Here is a 19,327-nt window from a genome sequence, read left to right as displayed (position 1 = left end):
GATAAATCCCAGAATGTCTTTGAGTAATCATGATCTCCTAATTAAGCATATCGGCATCTAATTCTTACACACAATTCAGCCATAACATCGCTCTAATTTGCGACAGCTACGAAAAGCATCAATGAGCTTTTCCCAAGTCTCTTCTCACATCACACACTCAGACCATGAAACCATTCATCCTCACACTGACCTCCGCCACCCTGGCTCTCACAGCTGGGCTTCACGCCGAATCACTCTCCCAGCAAGCAGCCAACGACTATATTGCTCAGTACTCCAAGGAACTCTCCACTCAGCTGAAGAAGGAAAGAGCCAATGATCTGGATGAGAAAAAAATCGTTCACGCGGACAAGACCTTGAAATTTGAGATCAGAACCTATGGCGAAGAACCAGAGGGTGGTCATAGCCTCTATATTTCTATGCATGGCGGCGGTGGCACCACTGCTGCCGTTAACGACCAGCAATGGAGAAACCAAATCGAGCTCTACAAACCAGAGGAAGGCTTCTATGTGGCTCCACGTGCCGCAACCAATACTTGGAATCTCTGGCATGAAGCTCATATCGACCCTATGTTTGACCGGCTGATCGAAGACTTCATCATTCTCAAGGGAGTAAACCCAAACAAGGTCTACCTGACTGGTTATTCAGCAGGTGGCGATGGTACCTATCAGCTTGCTCCACGCATGGCAGACCGCTGGGCTGCCGCAGCTATGATGGCTGGTCACCCCAATGATGCCAAACCAGACAATCTCTACAACCTTCCCTTCTTCATCCAATGCGGCGGCCAGGACAAAGCCTTTGACCGCAACAAGATAGCCCAGCAATGGGGGGAAAAGCTCGATGAACTGGAAAAGCAACATCCTGGCCACTACCCACACAAGTGGATCGTCTATCCTGAACACGGCCACTGGATGAAGCTGGACTGTAAGCAGGCTATTCCCTGGATGGCTAAATACAGCAGAAACCCATGGCCTAAGACAGTCGTCTGGACCCAGGACGATATTACTAAAAACCGCCTCTACTGGCTATCCAATGACAAGCCGGAGAAAGGACAGTCCATCACAGCCAAGGCAAATGGCCAGACCATCACACTAGAGAGCGACTCAGTGAAGGAAATCACTCTTCGACTGAACGATCAATTGATCGATCTCGACAAAGAAATTGTTGTGAAAAATGCAGAAGGTGGAATCCTCTTCCAAGGCAAAGTGGAACGCAGCAAAGAAGCTATTGAAACATCTCTCAAGGAACGCTTTGACCCTACCTCCGCTGCCACAGCCCTACTCAAGGTAAAACTGAACCCGTGATTCTTCTAACACTTCCATGAAAGGCATTCTCTACGGTATAGCCGCCTATACAGTCTGGGGATGCCTTCCTATCTACTGGAAGCAATTAGCGGACATCAATTCAGCTACGATTATTGCACACCGCATCATCTGGGGTGTGCTTACCTTGGTTCCCATTCTCGCCTTTCGCCAGAGGCTCACCCATTACTTCAGACAATGGAAAGACCTTACTGTACTCAGAAACTCTTTGATCACAGGGGCTCTACTGGCGGGCAACTGGCTTATCTACGTCTGGTCCACTCTCAATGACCGAGTGGTGGAGGTGGCCCTGGGCTACTACATCCTACCATTGATCTATGTAATCCTGGGATGTGCTCTTTTAAAGGAAAAGCTCGATGCCTTCAAAGCCGGCGCGGTGCTCATCGCTGCTATCGGTGTCGCCATCCAAGCCATTGGCTTGGGCAGTATCCCTTGGTCTGCACTGGGTGTCGCCTTTTCCTTTGCCCTCTATGGCTTTATCAAGAAAAAGACACAGAGTGATGGCTTAACCGCTCTCACTATGGAACTCAGCTGCATCGCTCCGGTAGCATTGGCCTTCTTAATGATTCCATCAGCCGCCAGAGGTGAGGTGGCCGGAGACGGGTCTTCTCTAACTATTTTCTGGCTAGCCCTTACAGGACTGGCCACAGTCACCCCACTTCTCTTCTTCGCCGCAGCTGCCAAACGGATTAATCTATCCACTCTAGGCATGCTACAGTTCATCGCCCCAACGGGCCAGTTCCTGACAGGCTGGCTTTATTACAAAGAGCCACTGAACAATACGCAGCTCGCTTCCTTCGGCCTCATTTGGCTCGCTATCACCCTCTATTCTCTCAGCTCTCTGAGACGTAAGGCTTAGCTGTAAAATGAAGATGGCGTGATTCACGAGGAACCACGCCATCTCAGATATGTTAGCATTCTATGCTATGAGAAAAACACCTCAATGGCTTAGAAGTACATGCGGTATGCAAGCCAGAAAGTAGTAGCTTCTACGTCTGCTGCTGCGTCTTCACCGTCAAGTGTTTCGTACTCAACACCAGTCATGAGCTTGGAGTTGTGACCGCAGAAGTAGTAGTTAAGACCTGCGTAGAGGGAGTGGTTTTCGTCACCTTTAGCAACGCTGAGATCGTCGAAGCTTGCAGCGTTACGTACGTTACGGCTGTTGATCTTAACATCCTGCTCGTCAGCACCGAAGTACTGGTAGCGAGCTACGAACTCAAGCTTGTCTTCGATGATGTATGTGGATGGCATGATAACAAGACCGTATACAGCGTCGCTGTCCTGAGTCTGGCCGTAGAGACCATTTACCATGAGTTCCCAGTTACCGAGATCAGTTGTGTAGGAAACAGATGTACCCCACTCGAAGTTGAGATCATCATCGTCATCTGCGTCTACGTCGTTGTAGGCAAGGTCAACACCGAACTCACCACCAGCAGCTTCGAAACCGAGGTTAAGGAGGTAGATTTGACCGTCATCCCAGTTACCGATAGCTTCGTCGATGTCAGAGCTGTATACGCTGAAGCCGAAGTCGAAACCGGAGCTCTTACCGCTGAGAGTAAGACCTGTAGGACGAGCTGAGTTGTAGAAGAAGTTAGCAATGTTGGAACGCTCAACAGTCTTGATCTTCTTGGAAGAAGTGTGTGCTTCCTGAGAGAAAGTGAACTTCTGGCGACCATAAGTAAGAGCGAGGTCATCGAAACCACCTACGCTGCCGAGGCTGTATGTAAGCTTAAGTTCGTCGAAGTTGTTGTAACCGAACTCGTGGTTACGGAAACCACCTTGCTCAAGGTTGATGTTACCTTTGAGCTTGAAGTTGTTGAGGAACTTAACCTGAGCGCCAAGACGAAGACGACGAAGTTCGTCACCCTGAGCGTTGAACTCTTCACCGTCTACTTCACCGTCAGTGTAACCCCACTGATACTGTGCACGACCGAAGAACTTGAATTCCTGGATGAAAGGATTGCTCTTGTTCTTGTAAAGCTTGCCTACTTCTTTGAGGCACTCACACCAGTCACCGCATGGTGAGCTAGGAGCTGGAGCAGGAACTTCCACGGTGCCAGCGTTTGCAACGCCTGCAAGGGCGATACCACCGACGATTGTTGTTAATACTTTTTTATCCATGATGTTTGTTGTGGGTTACAGATTATCCAATCGCACCTGAAGTGCCTCGGTTTCTCTGTTTCGCGGTGTTTGTTTAACCCTCTTAAGGAAAAGCAAAACCGCTTTTGTGTGTAAAAAATGTCACATTAGAGTTATCTCAGGCAACCTCAATCCCCACTCAAGCACCCCACAAAAACGCAACAAGCTAATTGTTAGCCACATACAAAACCCAACTTCTCGACATTTTTTGTCACAACAAAATATAAACAATTATAAAAAAATGCGGCACCCGTCAAGGAGCCGCATGAAAGATAAACTTACATTAAAGCTGAGAGCTTAGAAATACATACGGTAACCAAACCAGAATGTGGTGGCATCACCATCGGTATCATAAGTTTCGTTATCGATTGTCTGATACTCTATACCAGCTTGGAACTAGCTGTTATGACCGCAAAGATACCAGTTGAGACCAGCGTAGATAGAGTGATGCTCTTCACCTACGATTTCACCACGAGAGACACCAATGGCTTCCGCAGCTGCGCGTGAAGAATAACGAGATACTGGAATGATATCTTCATCCGCAGCCATGTAGGTATAACGAGCGACAAACTCGAGCTTATCCTAGATTAACCAAGTAGAAGGGAGGATGTAGAAACCATAAATGGAGTCACCCTCCTGAGTTTCTCCGTACATACCGTTTACGATAAGATCCAAAGTTCCGAGCTATTCAGTATAAGCTGTAGAACAGTTCGCAAGCAAAATGGAGCCTCCTGCTTTCACTGAGGAAAAAAGAGTGATCGATGGTCATGAATTGACCTCAGATGACTCAGGATAAGCACTCAGTGCTATTCTACTGCACAGGCAGAGGGAACTGCGGGATGGGCTGAGGTTCCGGCACATAGATGCCCTCAGGAGACAGATGAGGCCGTACCGGTACAGGAGCTCCGCCATATTCAATCACGGTAGGGAGAAACTTAAACTCCTGATTCTTGTCCTCATGAGGCAACATGGAGAATTTAATCCACTCCTTATCACTCTTCTCTTCACCTTTGATCTCAATCAACGCGATCACACTGACTAAGCCATCCGCCTTAGGATAAACCTGTAGTAAGCCCGGAAGGCGAAACACGGCTGTAGTCTTGTTAGACTTTTTATCCTTCACTGGCTCAAATGCAATCGGCCCACCCAACATTTCCTTAGGGTAAGACTCAAGGCGCTTGGTGCGAGTCGCCTTGATCTGCACCTCATGCACCTGCATGGAGACCTGCTTACCCTGTTCTCCAATAGCTTCAATCTGCCATTTGAATGGTCCATCCAGATCAGCGGTACCAGCATAGTAAATCATACGATCAATAGCCACGGAACCCTTGCCCTTCTGCGGCTCCACGGCACTTCTGATAGAAGTACCCACAAAATCTACAACGTCAGTCCTACGTAGACCATCATTCTCAATACCGGCATTCTGACTACAACTCGAAAGTACGAGGGCGAAGACACAGGATAAAAGGCCCAGAAATTTCATGCTTCCCTGATAACATCCCTTCCGCATTCCCGCTACCCCGAAGCGAAAGAATTGCGAAATGTCACCGAAGTGGCATTTCTCGGTTGAACCCCGCCTGACCATCCCATCTACTCTCTGCATCATGGAAAACGCCGTTGGCATCTTTATTCTCGTCTCCCTCATCGCCCTCTGGGCTCTCGACTTCGTGGCTACCCTTTTCAATCTCAAGGCCCTCGACCCCAAACTCCCCGAGGAATTCAGCGAAGTATTCGACGAAGAAAAGTACGCCAAATCCCAGGAGTACACTCGCGTCACTGAGAGATTCGGTATCTTCGAGTCCATCTTCTCCCTCGCGCTCACCCTCGGCTTCTGGCTCTGTGGGGGCTTTGGCTGGCTTGATGGCCTTGTTCGCAGCTGGATTGAAAACGATATCCTGCGCGGCCTCGCTTTCATCGGGATCCTCATTGGCGCCCATACAATCATCAACATCCCTTTCCAGATCTACTCCACCTTCGTCATCGAAGAAAAGTTCGGCTTCAATAAGACCACACCGAAAACCTTCATCATAGACCAAGTCAAAGGACTCGTCCTCATGGCCATCATTGGAGCGCCACTGCTCGCTCTCATCCTCTGGATCTTTAATACTGTGGCACTCGCCTGGCTCTGGGCCTGGGTGGCCTTTACCGCCTTCACCCTGCTACTCACCTACCTGGCTCCAACCTACTTGCTGCCACTCTTCAACAAGTTTGAGCCCATGCCTGACGGCGAGCTCAAGGACGCCATTAATGACATGGCCAAGAAGTGCGACTTCCCGCTTACCGAGCTCTACGTGATGGACGGCTCCAAGCGCTCCACCAAATCCAATGCCTTCTTCACAGGCTTCGGCAAAAATAAGAAAATTGCCCTCTACGACACCCTCATCGAAGGCCATACCACCGAGGGACTAGTCGGCATCCTCGCCCACGAGATCGGCCACTTCAAGTGTAAGCATATCATCCAGCGCATGATCACTGGCATCATCCGCTCCGCAGTCGTCTTCTTCCTGCTTGGCCTCGTCACCAACAAGGACAGCGCCTTCGCCCGTGACCTTTTCAGTGCTTTCTATGTGGAAAACATCTCCGTCTATGCTGGCCTCATCTTCTTCGCTCTGCTCTTCTCACCTATTCAGCGAATTCTCGGTGTCTTCGCTAATATCACCTCACGCAAACATGAGTTCGAGGCAGACGCCTATGCGGCAAATGCTCAAGACACGCCAGAGCACCTCATCTCGGCACTCAAGAAACTGTCCGCAGATAACCTTTCCAATCTCACCCCGCACCCGCTGCCAGTCTTTCTGGACTACTCCCACCCACCGATGTTGGTGCGCCTAGCTGCGTTAAAGAAACTCAGAGCATAAAACCATGTGCGTCCTAAGGGTAACCAGTAGCGATCAGTCCTTCAGCGAACAACTCAGAAGCTCCAAACTTAACCCTTATCTCACCTTTGAGAAGGGTGATCCGGTTACAGCTAAGTCAGCTAAACAAAGGACTGACTATGGCTTTTCGATCGATGTCAGCAAGAGAGCATGGAGCGATCTAGATGCTCAAATCCAAGACGCCATCAAGTTTCTAGATACTCACCAAGCTGAGCTAGCGACAATCATAAAGTCCCATGAGTCTGTGGAAATGACGCTCGATGTCCCATACGAAGCAAAAGGACATTTCGTGCAAACGAACTTTCTGCCTCCAGAGCTAATCTCTCTGGCAGCGAGTCTTAAAATAGGCATCGCCCTCTCCCTCTATTCGCGAGAGGAAGAATAGGCTGATCTACTTACCAATGCAGAAGGTCCCAAAGATCTCTCCTAGGATTTCTTCGGTATCCACTCGGCCAGCGATCTCACCGATCGCATCCAGAGCATCGCGCAAGTCCACGGCGGCGAACTCAGCACCCTCACCCACTTCCAGAGCAGTCTTGGCAATAGAGAGAGACTCGGCCGCACGCTTGAGGCAGGACTGGTGACGCGCATTGATGGCCACGGCATGCCCCCCCCAGGCGGATTCATTCAGCATCAGCTCATCACCGATCGCCTTGCCCAGAGCATCCAGACCGTGCTCCTGCGAACAGGAAATCCTCACGCCTCCGGAGCCAGACCAGACATCGTCTTCGCCAAGATCGGCCTTGTTCACGACTAACAGATGATGTCTCCCACCGATCTGCTCTTCCGTCAGCAAACGCTTGCCAGCCTTGCTCCCGTCGACCACCTCAAGAATGAGGTCGGCCATTTCAATCTGTTTCTCGGTGCGGACTATACCCGCCTTCTCGATCACATCAGAAGAGTCGCGCACCCCGGCGGTATCGATCAACCTCACAGGAATCCCCTGCACGTTGATCACTTCCTCCACCGTATCACGGGTCGTCCCCTCAATATCAGAAACAATCGCACGCTCGTAGCCTAACAGCGCATTCAGCAGGCTGGACTTGCCCACGTTCGGCTCACCGCAGATCACGGTGCGTACACCTTCACGCAGGATTCTCCCCTGCTCGGCAGTCGCCAGCATCTTCTTGATGCCCTCCTGCACGGAGTCTATGCGGCGAAAAAGAGACGCCCCCGTATCCGGATCAATGTCCTCGTCCGGAAAATCAATAAAGGCTTCCACATGGGCAACGACCCCAATCAGGGTCTCACGCAACTGCTCGCTCTGGTCCCCCAGTTTACCCTGAAGTTGTTCATGCGCGGCTCGCATCGCCATGTCCGTCTGCGCGGAAATGAGATCCATGATCGCTTCCGCCTGGGTCAGGTCGAGCTTGCCATTTTCAAAAGCGCGGCGGCTGAACTCACCAGGGTCCGCACTACGGCAGCCGCAGTCCAGCAAGCGCTCTAACACACGGCGCGTGACCAGCACGCCACCATGACACGCCAGCTCCACCACATCCTCACCCGTAAAACTGCGCGGGTTGCGGAACACAGTGGCCAGCACCTCATCAATGATATTGCCCTCGGCATCCAAGACTTTGGCCAAGGCTGCATAACGTTCCGGTTGAGCCTCCAGCCCCCCCTTACAACGTACCGCCTTGGCACAGAGACTCACCGCATCCGGGCCGCTGACACGAATAAGAGAAACAGCCCCCACTCCGGGAGCTGTTGCGATAGCCACTACCGTGTCACCTAAGATCATTACTTCAGAAGCTTGTCCATTACCTCAAGGCAGCGCTTGTTCTCCTCAGGAGTTCCGATAGAGATGCGCACCCAGCCCGGCAGTTTGTAGCCGCGCATCGCACGCACGATCACACCTTCCTGCAGCATGTCAGCGAAAAGCTTGTCGCCGTCACCCACCTCAACGAGGATAAAGTTGGCCACACTCGGCACATAGTTCCAGCCGCGCTGTTGGAACGCAGTCTCATAGAACGCAAGGCCCTCAGCATTATTGGTCACAGTCTTCTCAACGTGAGCCACGTCTTCCAGAGACGCTAGAGCCGCGCGCTGAGCTACCTCGTTGGTATTGAATGGCTGTCTAGCCTTCTGGAGAATCGCAGCTACCTGCGGAGCTGCCAGACCATAACCAATACGTAAACCTGCAAGACCATAAGCCTTGGAGAAAGTACGAAGAACACAAACGTTTCTACCTTCCTTCACATACTTGAGTGTGTCTGGAGCATTGTCTCCAAGGAACTCGTAGTATGCCTCATCGAAGACCACTACCACGTGGTCCGGCACCTTGGCCATGAAACGGTCGATCGTCTCTTCGTCTACGATTGTGCCTGTAGGATTGTTCGGATTGGCGATGAATACGAGACGGGTCTTGTCAGTGATCGCCTCAGCCATTGCATCGAGATCATGAACAAAATTAGGATCAGCCACTTCCACGTAGCCTGCCCCGAAAAGAGTGGCCATGAGTTTGTAGACCACGAAAGCGTGCTCGGCTGCAATCAGCTCCGCATCTTTGTTCAGGAAACAGTGGCAGAGCAGCTCGATGATCTCATTGGAACCATTCCCCAGCACAACGTTCTCCATGCCGAGATCGTACTTCTCAGCAAGCGCGCTACGCAGTTTGTAGCCGCCGCCATCCGGATAGATGTGCATGTCCTCAGCAGCACTGCGAATTGCATCCAGAGCCATCGGCGCAGGGCCGAGAGGGTTCTCATTAGACGCCACCTTCACAATCTGCTCAGGGTTCAGCCCCAGCTCACGTGCGGTTTCATCAATCGGCTTACCTGGCTCATAGGCTACCAGGTCACAAACGAAGCGGTTCGCGTACTGCTCAATACTCATGCCCAGAACCTAGCTATCTGGGCACAAGCCGCAATCCCGAATTATGGAATATCTCGCTATTCCTTGGCTGCGCCACCCAGCCAGCTCATCGCAAGCAACTCACGGAGGCGTGATTCCTCGGTCGCGCTGGTCTTGGCGACAAAGCCCGCCACATGAGCAAAGTGAACATCATCCTCTCCCTCAACACGGGTAAACTCCAGCCTCAAGTCGTCATTGAATCGGGTCAGGCCATAGCCCTCACCACGGCGGTCGGGATAAACCATCCCTACACATCCCTGAGCTTCCTCTACGGACTCAATGTAGCGCCCCAAGCCAGCGGAAGGCTCTGTCGGCAAAGGCTCAGTACGCGGCATGAAGAGCACCTTAAAGCCTTCTTCAATCTCCCATACTTGTGCATGTTCGGAGATATAATTCATCCGCGCACGCATCCCCTCCAAATACTCCACTAAGTCAGAGCCAATCATCCTCATCAACTCCCAGATCGGCTCGCCCGGTTCATGCTTCTCCTGTTTGGCAAAACGGCGAAGCATCGTCACATCAATCGGGGAATTGAGTTTTGCCATCGCATCCCGCTCCACTCCCAGCCATTTGGCCGTCTTCACTGGACCACGCGTATCCATCCACTCGGCTGTCTCCAGCCAATCACAGTACAGACGCGCATCTTCATAAAGGCCAAGATAGCGCAAAACCAGACTCAGAGCACAAGTGGGCTCATAGTCGCGAGGAAACTGATGGTGATCGAAATTCCTTTTCTCATCATCATGCTCTTCCCCTACATCCACCACGCAGACGTTCGGGTTTGCCACATCTTCCTCACTAGGCTCACGTCTATCAATCCCGACGCCAAAGTGATGCACCAACAAACTACAGGCCAAAAAATCATCCTTATGTGCACCTCCAGGGTGCGTCACGATCCGCTCAATACTCATGCACCCCAAGAACACCACATAGCCAGCCAAGTCAACCGCCTCGTGCAAGGATCCTCCATTACTTCCCATAAAAAATCCAGCCGACACAGGAACTCCCCGCGTCGGCTGGACGTGATGCTGCGAGATTCTTTTATCTGCGGCGACGCATCACCAGCATCAAACCACTGAGACCAACTAGTGCAGCGGAACTTGGCTCAGGCACGGACGCTGCCGAAACATCCAAACGCACATTATCCCAGCGCATTTGCCCTGATTGCCCTTCTTCACGGTAAATCACCAAGTAAGCATTGGTGCCCCCTTCAGTAGCAACACCTGAAACATCATAGTCCGCAAAAGCTGAATTCATTTCAGAAGAAGTTTGAGGACCACCGATAAGACTATCACCAGCACCAGCATCTCCAATCGTATCCGTACTACGAATATCAAAGACAAACTGGTTGGCTGAACCTGAAGCAGTTCTACCAGCCATCGTTAACGTAAAGACATCACCAGCGGAAAAGTTAAAGGTAAACGCCTGAGCGATCCCGGAGACGACAGTGCTCCCCCCTTGGAGGTAAATGTATATGTCTCCGTCTATACCATCTGGCGGAGTCACTTCCCACTGGGCACCAATTGGACCACCAAGACCAGTCCATCCATCTGGCACACTCGAGTTATACGTGGTACTCGCTGTAGGCTCATTAGGCAGCGGCCCATCCTCAAAGGAGTGGTTCTGCAAAGTTACAAGCGCAGCATGAGCGCTTGAAGCTAATGCCAATAGACAGACCATCAATGTGTGTTTTATTTTCATGTTATGCGTGTTTTTTAGGAGTTACCCAAAGCAAAACAACATAACGCATTTGTACAAGATTCATTATCATCCCAATCATCAAGAAAACCAAAAACACCCCCATGAAACCTTGGTAAACCGTTCAAAAACACCAAAACATACAACAATAAACACCATAAGAAACAAAACTTTGCACATGAAAAAGGTTAAAAACAAACATCGAAAAACCACTTCATACAACCTTAGTGACCAAAAAATACATTCAGCGCAATAAGTACCCCCTCCAATTTCACAAATAAAGCTATCAATACCATGAAACCCCAATAACCCTCAGAGCCTACCTAGCATCACCCCACATATGAACTTCCTCGCCCACCTTGCTCTAGCCGCCCCCACTGACGCCTCACGGATTGGCAACTTACTTGGAGACTTCGCAAAGGGAACACTAGAGGCTCTGGCTGAAACCTACCCACCGGAAGTCATCAACGGTATCATCACTCACCGGGCCATAGACCGCTTCACCGATGAACACCCGACGTTCAGCGAGGCCAAAATTCTGTTAGCCCCCAAACGAAGACGGTACGCCGGCATCATCATCGACATCGCCTACGATCACTTTCTAGCTCAACATTGGGACTCGTACCATGAAGGCTCGCTAGATGACTTCGCTCAGGAATGCTATGCCGCCCTGGAGCGACACCCCGATTGGCAAGCCGGACGCTTAAAACACGCACTTCCCTATATGAAGAAAGAAAACTGGCTGGTAGGCTATAAAGCCCTATCCGGTATCGAACGCACCTTCAAACGCGTATCAACTCGAGGTAAATATACTGCTCCGATCTACCATGCCATGGACGACTTGAAGACAAATTACCATTCCCTCGAAGCCCTCTTTCACCGCTTCTACCCGGAGCTGCAGAGCTACACACGTAGCCACCCCAACAACCAACTCTAACCACGAAGATTCTTAAGCTCTTCGGCAACCAGAAACGCAACCTCAAGCGATTGGGCAGCATTCAGGCGAGGATCACACTGGGTATCATAGCACTCCAGCAAATCCTCATCACTGAGCGCATAGGCCCCTCCAGTGCACTCGGTCACGTTTCGCCCCGTCATCTCTAGATGAACACCACCAGGCCAGGTACCGACCGCTTTGTGAGCCTTGAAGAAGGCCTGGATTTCGGAAACCACTGACTCGAACTTTCTGGTTTTCAATCCACTGGAAGCCTTCACCGTATTCCCATGCATCGGGTCACACACCCAGACGACCTTACGCCCACTGAGCTCGACACGCTCGAAGAGACTCTTCAGCTTTTCATAGGCACCTTCTGCCCCTACGCGCGTAATGAAGACAAGCTTACCTGGCTCCTTGTCAGGATCCAACTTGTCCATCAGCGCTGAAACATCGTCAGCCGTGGCCGCAGGGCCAACTTTAACACCGATTGGATTCTCAACACCGCGCAGAAATTCCACATGCGCGTGATCCAACTGACGAGTACGTTCACCAATCCAGAGGAAGTGCGCGGAAAGATCATACCATTTACCCTCATGTTCACGCAGCATCGCCTCTTCATAATCCAGCAGCAATGCCTCGTGAGAGGTGTAAAGAGCCGTCCCCTGCAGACTAGCAAAGGCCTCAATCGGCAGGCCGCACGCCTCGATAAAATCCAAGCTCTCATGAATACGCTCTGCCATCTCTCCATACTTCTCCCCCAGTGGCCCACCGGCCATCGCGGCAAGATTCCACTCTTTCACATTCCTCAAACTCGCAAAACCTCCACGCGTCAGTGCACGAAGAAGATTCATCGTGACGGCACTCTGATGATAGGAATCTAACAGACGCTGGGGATCCGGCACTCGTGCCTCGGCTGTAAATTCAATCCCGTTCACAGAATCACCGCGATAGCTTGGCAAGGAGACTCCATCTATTTCCTCCATATCCGCCGACCTCGGCTTAGCAAACTGCCCCGCCATACGGCCAATCTTCAACACATGGCATTGGCCAGCATAAGTCAGCGTCACAGCCATCTGCAGCATCACCTGGACCATCTGCTGGATATGCTCTTCGGAAAACTCAGAAAAACTCTCGGCACAATCTCCCCCCTGTAAAAGAAAGCCTCTCCCTTCAGCCACCTCCGCGAGCCCCTTTCGTAATTTCACGATTTCATCCTCGAACACCAAAGGCGGCATCGATTCCAACTTAGCACGCACACCACCTAACACATCCTGATCAGGATACGTAGGCTGCTGCTTAATCGGGAAATTCTTCCAGGATTCAGGGCTCCATGTCATGCCCCAAACTCCAAGAATTCCCCCCTCAGGTCAACGGTTATCACACCTCACTCGAGAATATCCATACAACTAGCCCAGCGCCGCTTGAAGACCGGACTCTCGTCAGCAAGCTTACTAGCCGCCGTCTTCGCCTTCTCCTTCTCACCCACCAACCAAGCATAAGCAATCGCCTGCTCTAGACGGATACGCTTTTCAAAATCATTCAGCCCCGTGCGAGTGATCTGATTGTGAAGGCCCAGCATACTACTTGGTTCAATTTCACGCCAGAGCACCAGTCGCTTCTGCCCATCGTCCAAGACTTCCACACCCTCTTCACTGGCTCCCGTAATCTGCTTAAACTCGGTTTTACCATCGCGCCCAAGCAAGGTATAACTCCCACCTTTATCCTTCAGATCACGATACACCGCCGCCAGGAACCCAGCTCCAGAGTCGGTCAAATAAATCATTTGCTCTCTCCAGGATTTCTTCACCTCAGATTCCGGCTCATACTCTTTCAGCTTCTCGGAAGCTTTGGCAAAATCCAACCTCTCCACCAAGTTGCCCACCTCCCGGTGGACACTCCGCCATTCCGCCTGAGGATCTTTCCTAGCCGGTTCTGATGCCGACTTTCCATTCCTGCCTGAGCCATACTTCTTCTGCCCAAACTTGGATTCCAACCCTTTTATCTGCTGCGACAGCTGATGATTCAGGCTATCCAGATTATAAACAGCTCTACCGCGCGTCTTGATTTTCTTCTCCACTGCCAGCAAAGCCTCTCTTCTCGCCTTAGCAGCCTGGACATTCTCTAACTGAAAGCCAGCAACATAGGGACGCATCAGCCCCTCATCATGCAGGTAGTCCCTCACCAAGGAACGATAGAACACCAGCGCTTCAGAATCCTCGGAGATCTTGGTAGACTCAAACTCCTTGAATAAAGTAGTCGCCCCATCCCAGACACCCTGCTCCCAATTCTTCAACGCTGCGGCAAAGAGAACCATCTTATCCAAATCATCCTCCATAGCCCCAAGCTGCTCTCTTTGGATAGGCCTAAACTGCATCAGCAGCTCTGTGGCACTCTTAAGTTTCAGATCCGTAGCCGAGAGTTCGCCCACCGCCTCATCCTGCCTGTTTCTCACCTCGCGCAATGCCTTACGTGCATCAGCTGAGCGTCCATCCAGCCAAGAAGCAATGGCTGACTGAACGCCCGCCCAATATACAGTTTCACTCGGCACCTCAGGATCACGCACCAAGCGCATCAACCTCTCTGAGGCAGCACGATAATTGCGCTGCTTCAGTAGACTTCTCGCGGAACTAAGCTCTGCCGCTATCAGCTTCATCTTAGCCTCACTCACCTCAGGCGAAGTAGGAATGACCTCCCCCACAGTCGCCCCACCCGCGGACTCATCCTCACCATTATTACTGAGCACCACGTAAGCTATCCCTACGCCAACAGCTACCGCCCCGATGGCACCCCACATCCAATTTGCGGACGCCTGCTTACTCATGGTACGTCGCTTAGCTCTGGCGCTGACAGGCGCCGTCGCCTCACCGGTGCGCTGGGCCAGCGTATCATAATGCTTCAGAGCCTTGAGCAATTCAGCATAGCTCTTGTAGCGATCCATCGGATCAAAGGCCATGCACTTGTCGATAACATCACAAAGCCCCTCGCTCACCCAAGGAGCTGCTTTTCTTAAAGAAGGAAGCTCTGCTTTGATCTGCCTCAATGCAGTTGTAGACTTCGTTTCCTGATCGAAGGGCGGCTTACCCGAGAGAGCATGGTAAAGACTTGCGCCCAGCGCATAGATGTCACCACGGAAGTCCTCCTCGATTCCCTCCAACGCTTCAGGAGGAACATAATAAGGGGTTGCCCAGATTTCCTCAGCCTTCGCTTTCCCCCCCTGAGTCACAAGCGCCAGACCGAAATCCACAATCTTTGCGTGACCTTGGTTATCAAAAAGAATGTTACCAGGCTTGATATCCCGGTGGATCAGGCCCGCCCGCTGCGCGGCCTGCAAGCCCTCGGTCACCTGGGTTGCTATGGAGACAATCTCACTTTCATCAAGCGAGCCCTTCTCGGACATCTTCTGCTCCAGGCTTCCGCCTGCCACCATCTCCATGGCAATGTAATATCTACCAAACGCCTGCCCCACGGTATATACCCTGACCACATGCGGATGACTGATACCAGCCGTGATGCGCGCCTCCTTCTCGAACTCAGCGATCCGTTTCTCATCCATCGAGTAGGCCTCATTCAGGATCTTAATGGCTACCTCGCGCCCGAGCGTCAAATCAGCCGCCCCAAAGACCAAGCTCATTCCCCCTACACCCTGACGTTTCTTCAGCTCGTAGTTACCAAGCTTACATTTGACACGCGTCTGCTCCCCACATTCCGGGCATTTCACATTGGTAAACGGAGACAAAACAGACACGTCCATCGCGCATCCGCACGACGGGCAGCTCTCTATTTCCTCCACCGAAACTTCCATACCAATAAACACTACGAGGAATACTCTGCTTGGAAACAGAAAAACTTTAGATCTCGGTAATTTTTTTCCTATCTCAGACAGATCCAGCAAATGCTTGCATCAGACTCACATTTGAGGAAGATCCCGATCCGCCCACCGCTACTACAAGGCTGGTTGATTAAAGCTCAGGGTAAAACAGCTCTCGGCGACATCACATCCAGCCACCTCAGAGCCGGGCCAAGCGATTTCGACACCATGAAGATTCACGTAGATGATACCACCGGTACACGATTGGATGTATTTCTGACATCCAAGCTACCTGAGCTTTCTAGAGCGAAGATCCAGGCGCTACTAAAGTCTGGAGACATCTTGGTGAACAACGCCAAGGCCAAACCCAAAAATCCCGTCAACGCGGGTGACGAGGTAACTATCAATATTCCTGAGCCCGAAACCGAGGAATTGCTTCCGGAAGACATCCCACTCGATGTCCTTTACGAGGATGAGCACATCATCGTCATCAATAAAGAGCACGGACTCGTGGTCCACCCAGCCGCGGGAAATGCAAGCGGGACATTAGTGAATGCCCTGCTCCACCACTGCCAGGGACAACTCGCCGTCACCGAAGATAACGAGCGCCCGGGCATCGTCCACCGCCTGGACAAAGACACCTCGGGCTGCATTGTCGTAGCCAAGAGCAACCTCGCCCTCAAGTCACTGCTGAAGCAATTTGCGGACAGAGACACCAAGAAACAGTATCTGGCCGCCGTGCAAGGACGCCCCAAGCTGAGCGAGGACACAATTTTTACCAATATTGGCAGACACCCCGTCAACCGCATGAAAATGGCCGTGGTCAACCCTGGCTCAGGAAAACCAGCCATCACAAGCTACAAAGTACTGGGCACCCACGAGGAAAACGACACCTCACTCATGCTCTGCGACATTCACACCGGGCGCACCCACCAGATTCGCGTTCACATGGTGCACATTGGCACCCCCATTTTGGGAGATCCCATTTACTCCAAGATCTCCAGGCAGAAAAGCCAACCCGGCAGACTCATGCTTCACGCCAGAAGGCTGGTACTCAATCATCCGGCCACCGGAGAATCGATGGAGTTTCTCGCCCCAATCCCGAACGAATTTCATCCCTGGACCGAGCCTTTTTACTCGCCAGAAAGCCATAAAGCATAAGGCGGAGCCCATGGTTTCAGGTCATAAGCATGAAACAGAGACCTTTTACCAAAATTTACCCTTCCACTATCTAAACGATTCATTTACAAGACCCTACCTATGATGAGCAGACTCATCCACACCTACACATCCATCCTCGTCATCGCTGTCCTTACCTTCTTACCACTGAGCTCCATGGCTCAAGTGGAGGACACCACTGACCCTGGCGCCATCTACCTCTCGGCTTTTACGGCTGTCATCCAGGCCGAAAAATATGAGAAAGCCAAGGACTACAAACAAGCCTGGGAGAAATACCATCAGGCCCTGCGTCTTTACAAAACACTCTCCAACGTTCACCCGGATTGGAAACCTAATATCGTGAACCCTCGTATCGCGAGCACCCAGGAGACGATCGATAAAATCAGCCCCATGGCGGAGAAAGAATACGCACTGGAGCGTGCCCGACTTGCCCACCTCGTGGAGGGAGCCCCTAAGCAAGGCGACCCAAAGACACCGGATCCATCAGGCAAGCTATTCACACCTTCCGAGCAACGTGAGCTTGCTGGCATCAACAGCGACCAGAACTATTACAAGAGGCTTTTAGAGACTGAGCGCCTCAAGCACGCCCAGGAAATCCAGAACCGTGAAGCTGAAATCAAATCACTCAAGGCTCAGCTAACTCCAGGCAAAGAAAGCCCGGAAATCCGAATGCTCAACGGTGAGATTGCTCGCCTCCAACTGGAGATCCGCAACCTCAAGGCCAACGACATGAAGACTCAGGCCAAATATCAGGAGACTATCGATGAACTCAGACGCAGACGCGAACACCTCGCTTCTGCACCTATCCGCAAAGAGGTCGAAAACCTCCGCAAGGAAACTGAAATCCAGAAAAAGGAACTCGGAATCATTTCTCGTGATTTCCGTACCCAAGCCAAAAAGCTCGAAGCGGCCTACAAAAAGCAAGCGGCCGACAAAGTACAAATCGACCTGTTACAAGCCCAGCTCAAGCGCAAGGAACAGCAGCTCGAAGCAGCCAAGGATAATGCCAGCGCTGTCGTTCGATCCCTGCGCGCGGAAAACCAAAAGCTGCGTAAGCAGGTAAACGATTACCAGACCCAGCTAGCTGACCAACAGAAACAGATCAACGAGCTTACCGAGCAACTCAACAAGTCCAACGCCATCGCTGACCAGCTGCGCATCGACTTGGAAAAGATGACTGCAGAACGTGACAAGCTCAGCGGGCTTCTCCAGCTCAGCGATGTTGAGAGAGGCAAAAAGCTCATGAAGGAAAACCTCCGCCTTGGCAATGAGATTGTGAAGCTGAAGAAGGACATGGAAATTCTTCACCGAGACAAGAACGTGGCTCAAGACAGAGTCATCGAGGCCGAAAACGATCTCGCCATCGCCAAGCAGCAAATACTCAATCTAAAGGACGAGCGCATCAACTTCATCAAGCGCATCAGCCTTCTAGAGAATACCCTCAAAGAAACACGTGAGCAACTCAACCTGAAGAGCAGCCAACCTCAGCTCACCGATATAGAGAAAGAGGAGATCGAGGTCCTGCGCGGCACAACAAAACGCCTGATGGCTGCCCTCAAGCACCGCCGCCGTGTCGATGAGACTCTTTCCTCAGAATACAACAAACTCGCCAACAAAGACGAGAACCTCAAAAAGCTGATGGACGAATTGGCCTCAAATGCCGTCACCCTCACGGAAAAGGAGCAGCAGTACATCGACCAGTCTGAGTCTACAGACACCTTCATCAACCCCCGTAAAAAATACGCCAGCGGCACAGAGAGAGACATTGCAGAACAGCGCCGCGAAGAGCAGATCAACGCCTACCACAGCATGGCCAAGGGATTCATCGAGAAAGGGAAGCTTGAGCCTGCCATTGACACCTACGACATGGCTTACGATACCACCTACGATTACAACTTCCTGATCAACCGTGGCGTGCTTCGACTGAGACTTGCCAACGAAAGCGGAGATGCGGAGTTGCTACAAGACGCATCACGTATCTTTGAGACAGGTATCACCACCCGCCCAAACAACCCATACGCTCACTTCATGCTTGGCATGTCCCGCTACTACATGAAGGAGGATGCCCTAGCCTCCAAGTCACTCAAGAAAGCCATCGACCTCAAACCTGAAGACCCCATGGCCTACCTCTACATGGGCATCATTGCCGCGCAGAACAGCGAACTCAATAAGGCTGAGGAGAGCTTTGATAACGCTATCCGCCTCAACCCTGAGTTCCACGAAGCGCACTACAACATGTCCATCATCCAACTCATGAAGGGCGACCTCAAGCAAGCACGCAAGTACTACAACGACGCCCTTCGTGCAGGTCACCCCATTGACCCTGAGCACGAGACAAAACTCGGGATCAAGAAAGCCGGTTAACACGGATCAACTGATAGAGCTTCTTTTTACCCATCGGCCAGGACACTCCTGGCCGTTTTTTATGACAGTACTGCTGTCCTCCACCTACTCACAACTCTCACACCCACCAGCACTTCGGCAGCTAGGAAGTTATTCACAATTTTCACACAATAGT

16 protein-coding genes are annotated in these 19,327 nt (G+C 51.5%); 7 read left to right on the top strand and 9 right to left on the bottom strand.

Going from position 1 to position 19,327, the window contains the following annotated elements; translation table 11 throughout:
* Window positions 1-164: 164 nt before the first annotated feature.
* Together BUB27_RS12690 and rarD are read left to right on the top strand one after the other, a co-directional pair.
* Window positions 165-1,301, top strand: coding sequence for a dienelactone hydrolase family protein (locus BUB27_RS12690; RefSeq protein ID WP_143184214.1), 1,137 nt, complete (start codon window positions 165-167; stop codon window positions 1,299-1,301).
* Window positions 1,302-1,317: 16 nt separating this feature from the next.
* Entirely contained in the window at window positions 1,318-2,178 is an 861-nt protein-coding gene (gene rarD / locus BUB27_RS12685; protein ID WP_143184213.1) for an EamA family transporter RarD, read from the top strand.
* 89 nt (window positions 2,179-2,267) lie between these two features.
* Here the strand turns inward: rarD and BUB27_RS12680 are convergent, their stop codons facing one another.
* From BUB27_RS12680 to BUB27_RS12675, 3 genes are all read right to left on the bottom strand, one after another.
* Entirely contained in the window at window positions 2,268-3,440 is a 1,173-nt protein-coding gene (locus BUB27_RS12680) for a porin (RefSeq protein ID WP_143184212.1), read from the bottom strand.
* Window positions 3,441-3,854: 414 nt separating this feature from the next.
* Window positions 3,855-4,007 carry a hypothetical protein gene (locus BUB27_RS18930; protein ID WP_159434953.1) on the bottom strand — a complete coding sequence of 51 codons (153 nt, stop codon included), beginning with the start codon at window positions 4,005-4,007 and terminating at the stop codon, window positions 3,855-3,857.
* A 262-nt stretch (window positions 4,008-4,269) separates the two neighbouring features.
* Complete coding sequence (locus BUB27_RS12675; protein WP_143184211.1) at window positions 4,270-4,941, bottom strand: hypothetical protein; 672 nt, start codon at window positions 4,939-4,941, stop codon at window positions 4,270-4,272.
* A 121-nt stretch (window positions 4,942-5,062) separates the two neighbouring features.
* Here BUB27_RS12675 and BUB27_RS12670 point away from each other — a divergent pair, with 121 nt between their 5' ends.
* Together BUB27_RS12670 and BUB27_RS12665 are read left to right on the top strand one after the other, a co-directional pair.
* Window positions 5,063-6,316 (top strand): M48 family metallopeptidase, encoded by a 1,254-nt coding sequence (locus tag BUB27_RS12670; RefSeq protein ID WP_143184210.1) that lies wholly within the window; start codon window positions 5,063-5,065, stop codon window positions 6,314-6,316.
* A gap of 4 nt (window positions 6,317-6,320) precedes the next feature.
* Window positions 6,321-6,719, top strand: a complete 399-nt coding sequence (locus tag BUB27_RS12665; RefSeq protein ID WP_143184209.1) for a DUF4279 domain-containing protein — start codon at window positions 6,321-6,323, stop codon at window positions 6,717-6,719.
* A 6-nt stretch (window positions 6,720-6,725) separates the two neighbouring features.
* Here BUB27_RS12665 and mnmE read toward each other — a convergent pair whose 3' ends face one another.
* From mnmE to BUB27_RS12645, 4 genes are all read right to left on the bottom strand, one after another.
* A complete protein-coding gene (gene mnmE, locus BUB27_RS12660; RefSeq protein WP_143184208.1) occupies window positions 6,726-8,075 on the bottom strand; it encodes a tRNA uridine-5-carboxymethylaminomethyl(34) synthesis GTPase MnmE in 1,350 nt (449 codons plus the stop codon).
* Window positions 8,075-9,169, bottom strand: coding sequence for a histidinol-phosphate transaminase (gene hisC, locus BUB27_RS12655; protein WP_143184207.1), 1,095 nt, complete (start codon window positions 9,167-9,169; stop codon window positions 8,075-8,077). Before hisC ends, mnmE begins: the two co-directional genes overlap by 1 nt.
* A 56-nt stretch (window positions 9,170-9,225) precedes the next feature.
* Complete coding sequence (locus tag BUB27_RS12650) at window positions 9,226-10,146, bottom strand: MYG1 family protein (RefSeq protein WP_234991749.1); 921 nt, start codon at window positions 10,144-10,146, stop codon at window positions 9,226-9,228.
* An 82-nt stretch (window positions 10,147-10,228) separates the two neighbouring features.
* Entirely contained in the window at window positions 10,229-10,888 is a 660-nt protein-coding gene (locus BUB27_RS12645; RefSeq protein ID WP_143184205.1) for a PEP-CTERM sorting domain-containing protein, read from the bottom strand.
* A 337-nt stretch (window positions 10,889-11,225) separates the two neighbouring features.
* Here BUB27_RS12645 and BUB27_RS12640 point away from each other — a divergent pair, with 337 nt between their 5' ends.
* On the top strand, window positions 11,226-11,822 hold the full coding sequence (locus BUB27_RS12640) for an acyl carrier protein phosphodiesterase (RefSeq protein WP_143184204.1): 597 nt from the start codon (window positions 11,226-11,228) through the stop codon (window positions 11,820-11,822).
* Here BUB27_RS12640 and BUB27_RS12635 read toward each other — a convergent pair.
* Both BUB27_RS12635 and BUB27_RS12630 read right to left on the bottom strand, forming a co-directional pair.
* The gene (locus BUB27_RS12635) at window positions 11,819-13,159 is read right to left on the bottom strand and encodes a class II 3-deoxy-7-phosphoheptulonate synthase (RefSeq protein WP_143184203.1); all 1,341 of its coding nucleotides are present in this window, start codon (window positions 13,157-13,159) and stop codon (window positions 11,819-11,821) included. The two genes, BUB27_RS12640 and BUB27_RS12635, sit on opposite strands and share 4 nt — an antisense overlap.
* Before the next feature lie 47 nt (window positions 13,160-13,206).
* Entirely contained in the window at window positions 13,207-15,573 is a 2,367-nt protein-coding gene (locus tag BUB27_RS12630; RefSeq protein ID WP_159434952.1) for a serine/threonine protein kinase, read from the bottom strand.
* A 141-nt stretch (window positions 15,574-15,714) separates the two neighbouring features.
* On the opposite strand from BUB27_RS12630, the gene BUB27_RS12625 reads away from it, so the two are divergent.
* Together BUB27_RS12625 and BUB27_RS12620 are read left to right on the top strand one after the other, a co-directional pair.
* Window positions 15,715-16,791 (top strand): RluA family pseudouridine synthase, encoded by a 1,077-nt coding sequence (locus BUB27_RS12625; RefSeq protein WP_234991748.1) that lies wholly within the window; start codon window positions 15,715-15,717, stop codon window positions 16,789-16,791.
* Between the two features lie 99 nt (window positions 16,792-16,890).
* Entirely contained in the window at window positions 16,891-19,173 is a 2,283-nt protein-coding gene (locus tag BUB27_RS12620; protein WP_143184201.1) for a tetratricopeptide repeat protein, read from the top strand.
* The last annotated feature ends 154 nt before the right edge of the window (window positions 19,174-19,327 follow it).

The sequence above is a fragment of the Rubritalea squalenifaciens DSM 18772 genome (assembly GCF_900141815.1).
Taxonomy (GTDB): domain Bacteria; phylum Verrucomicrobiota; class Verrucomicrobiia; order Verrucomicrobiales; family Akkermansiaceae; genus Rubritalea; species Rubritalea squalenifaciens.
This window is presented reverse-complemented; position numbering and strand designations above follow the sequence as displayed.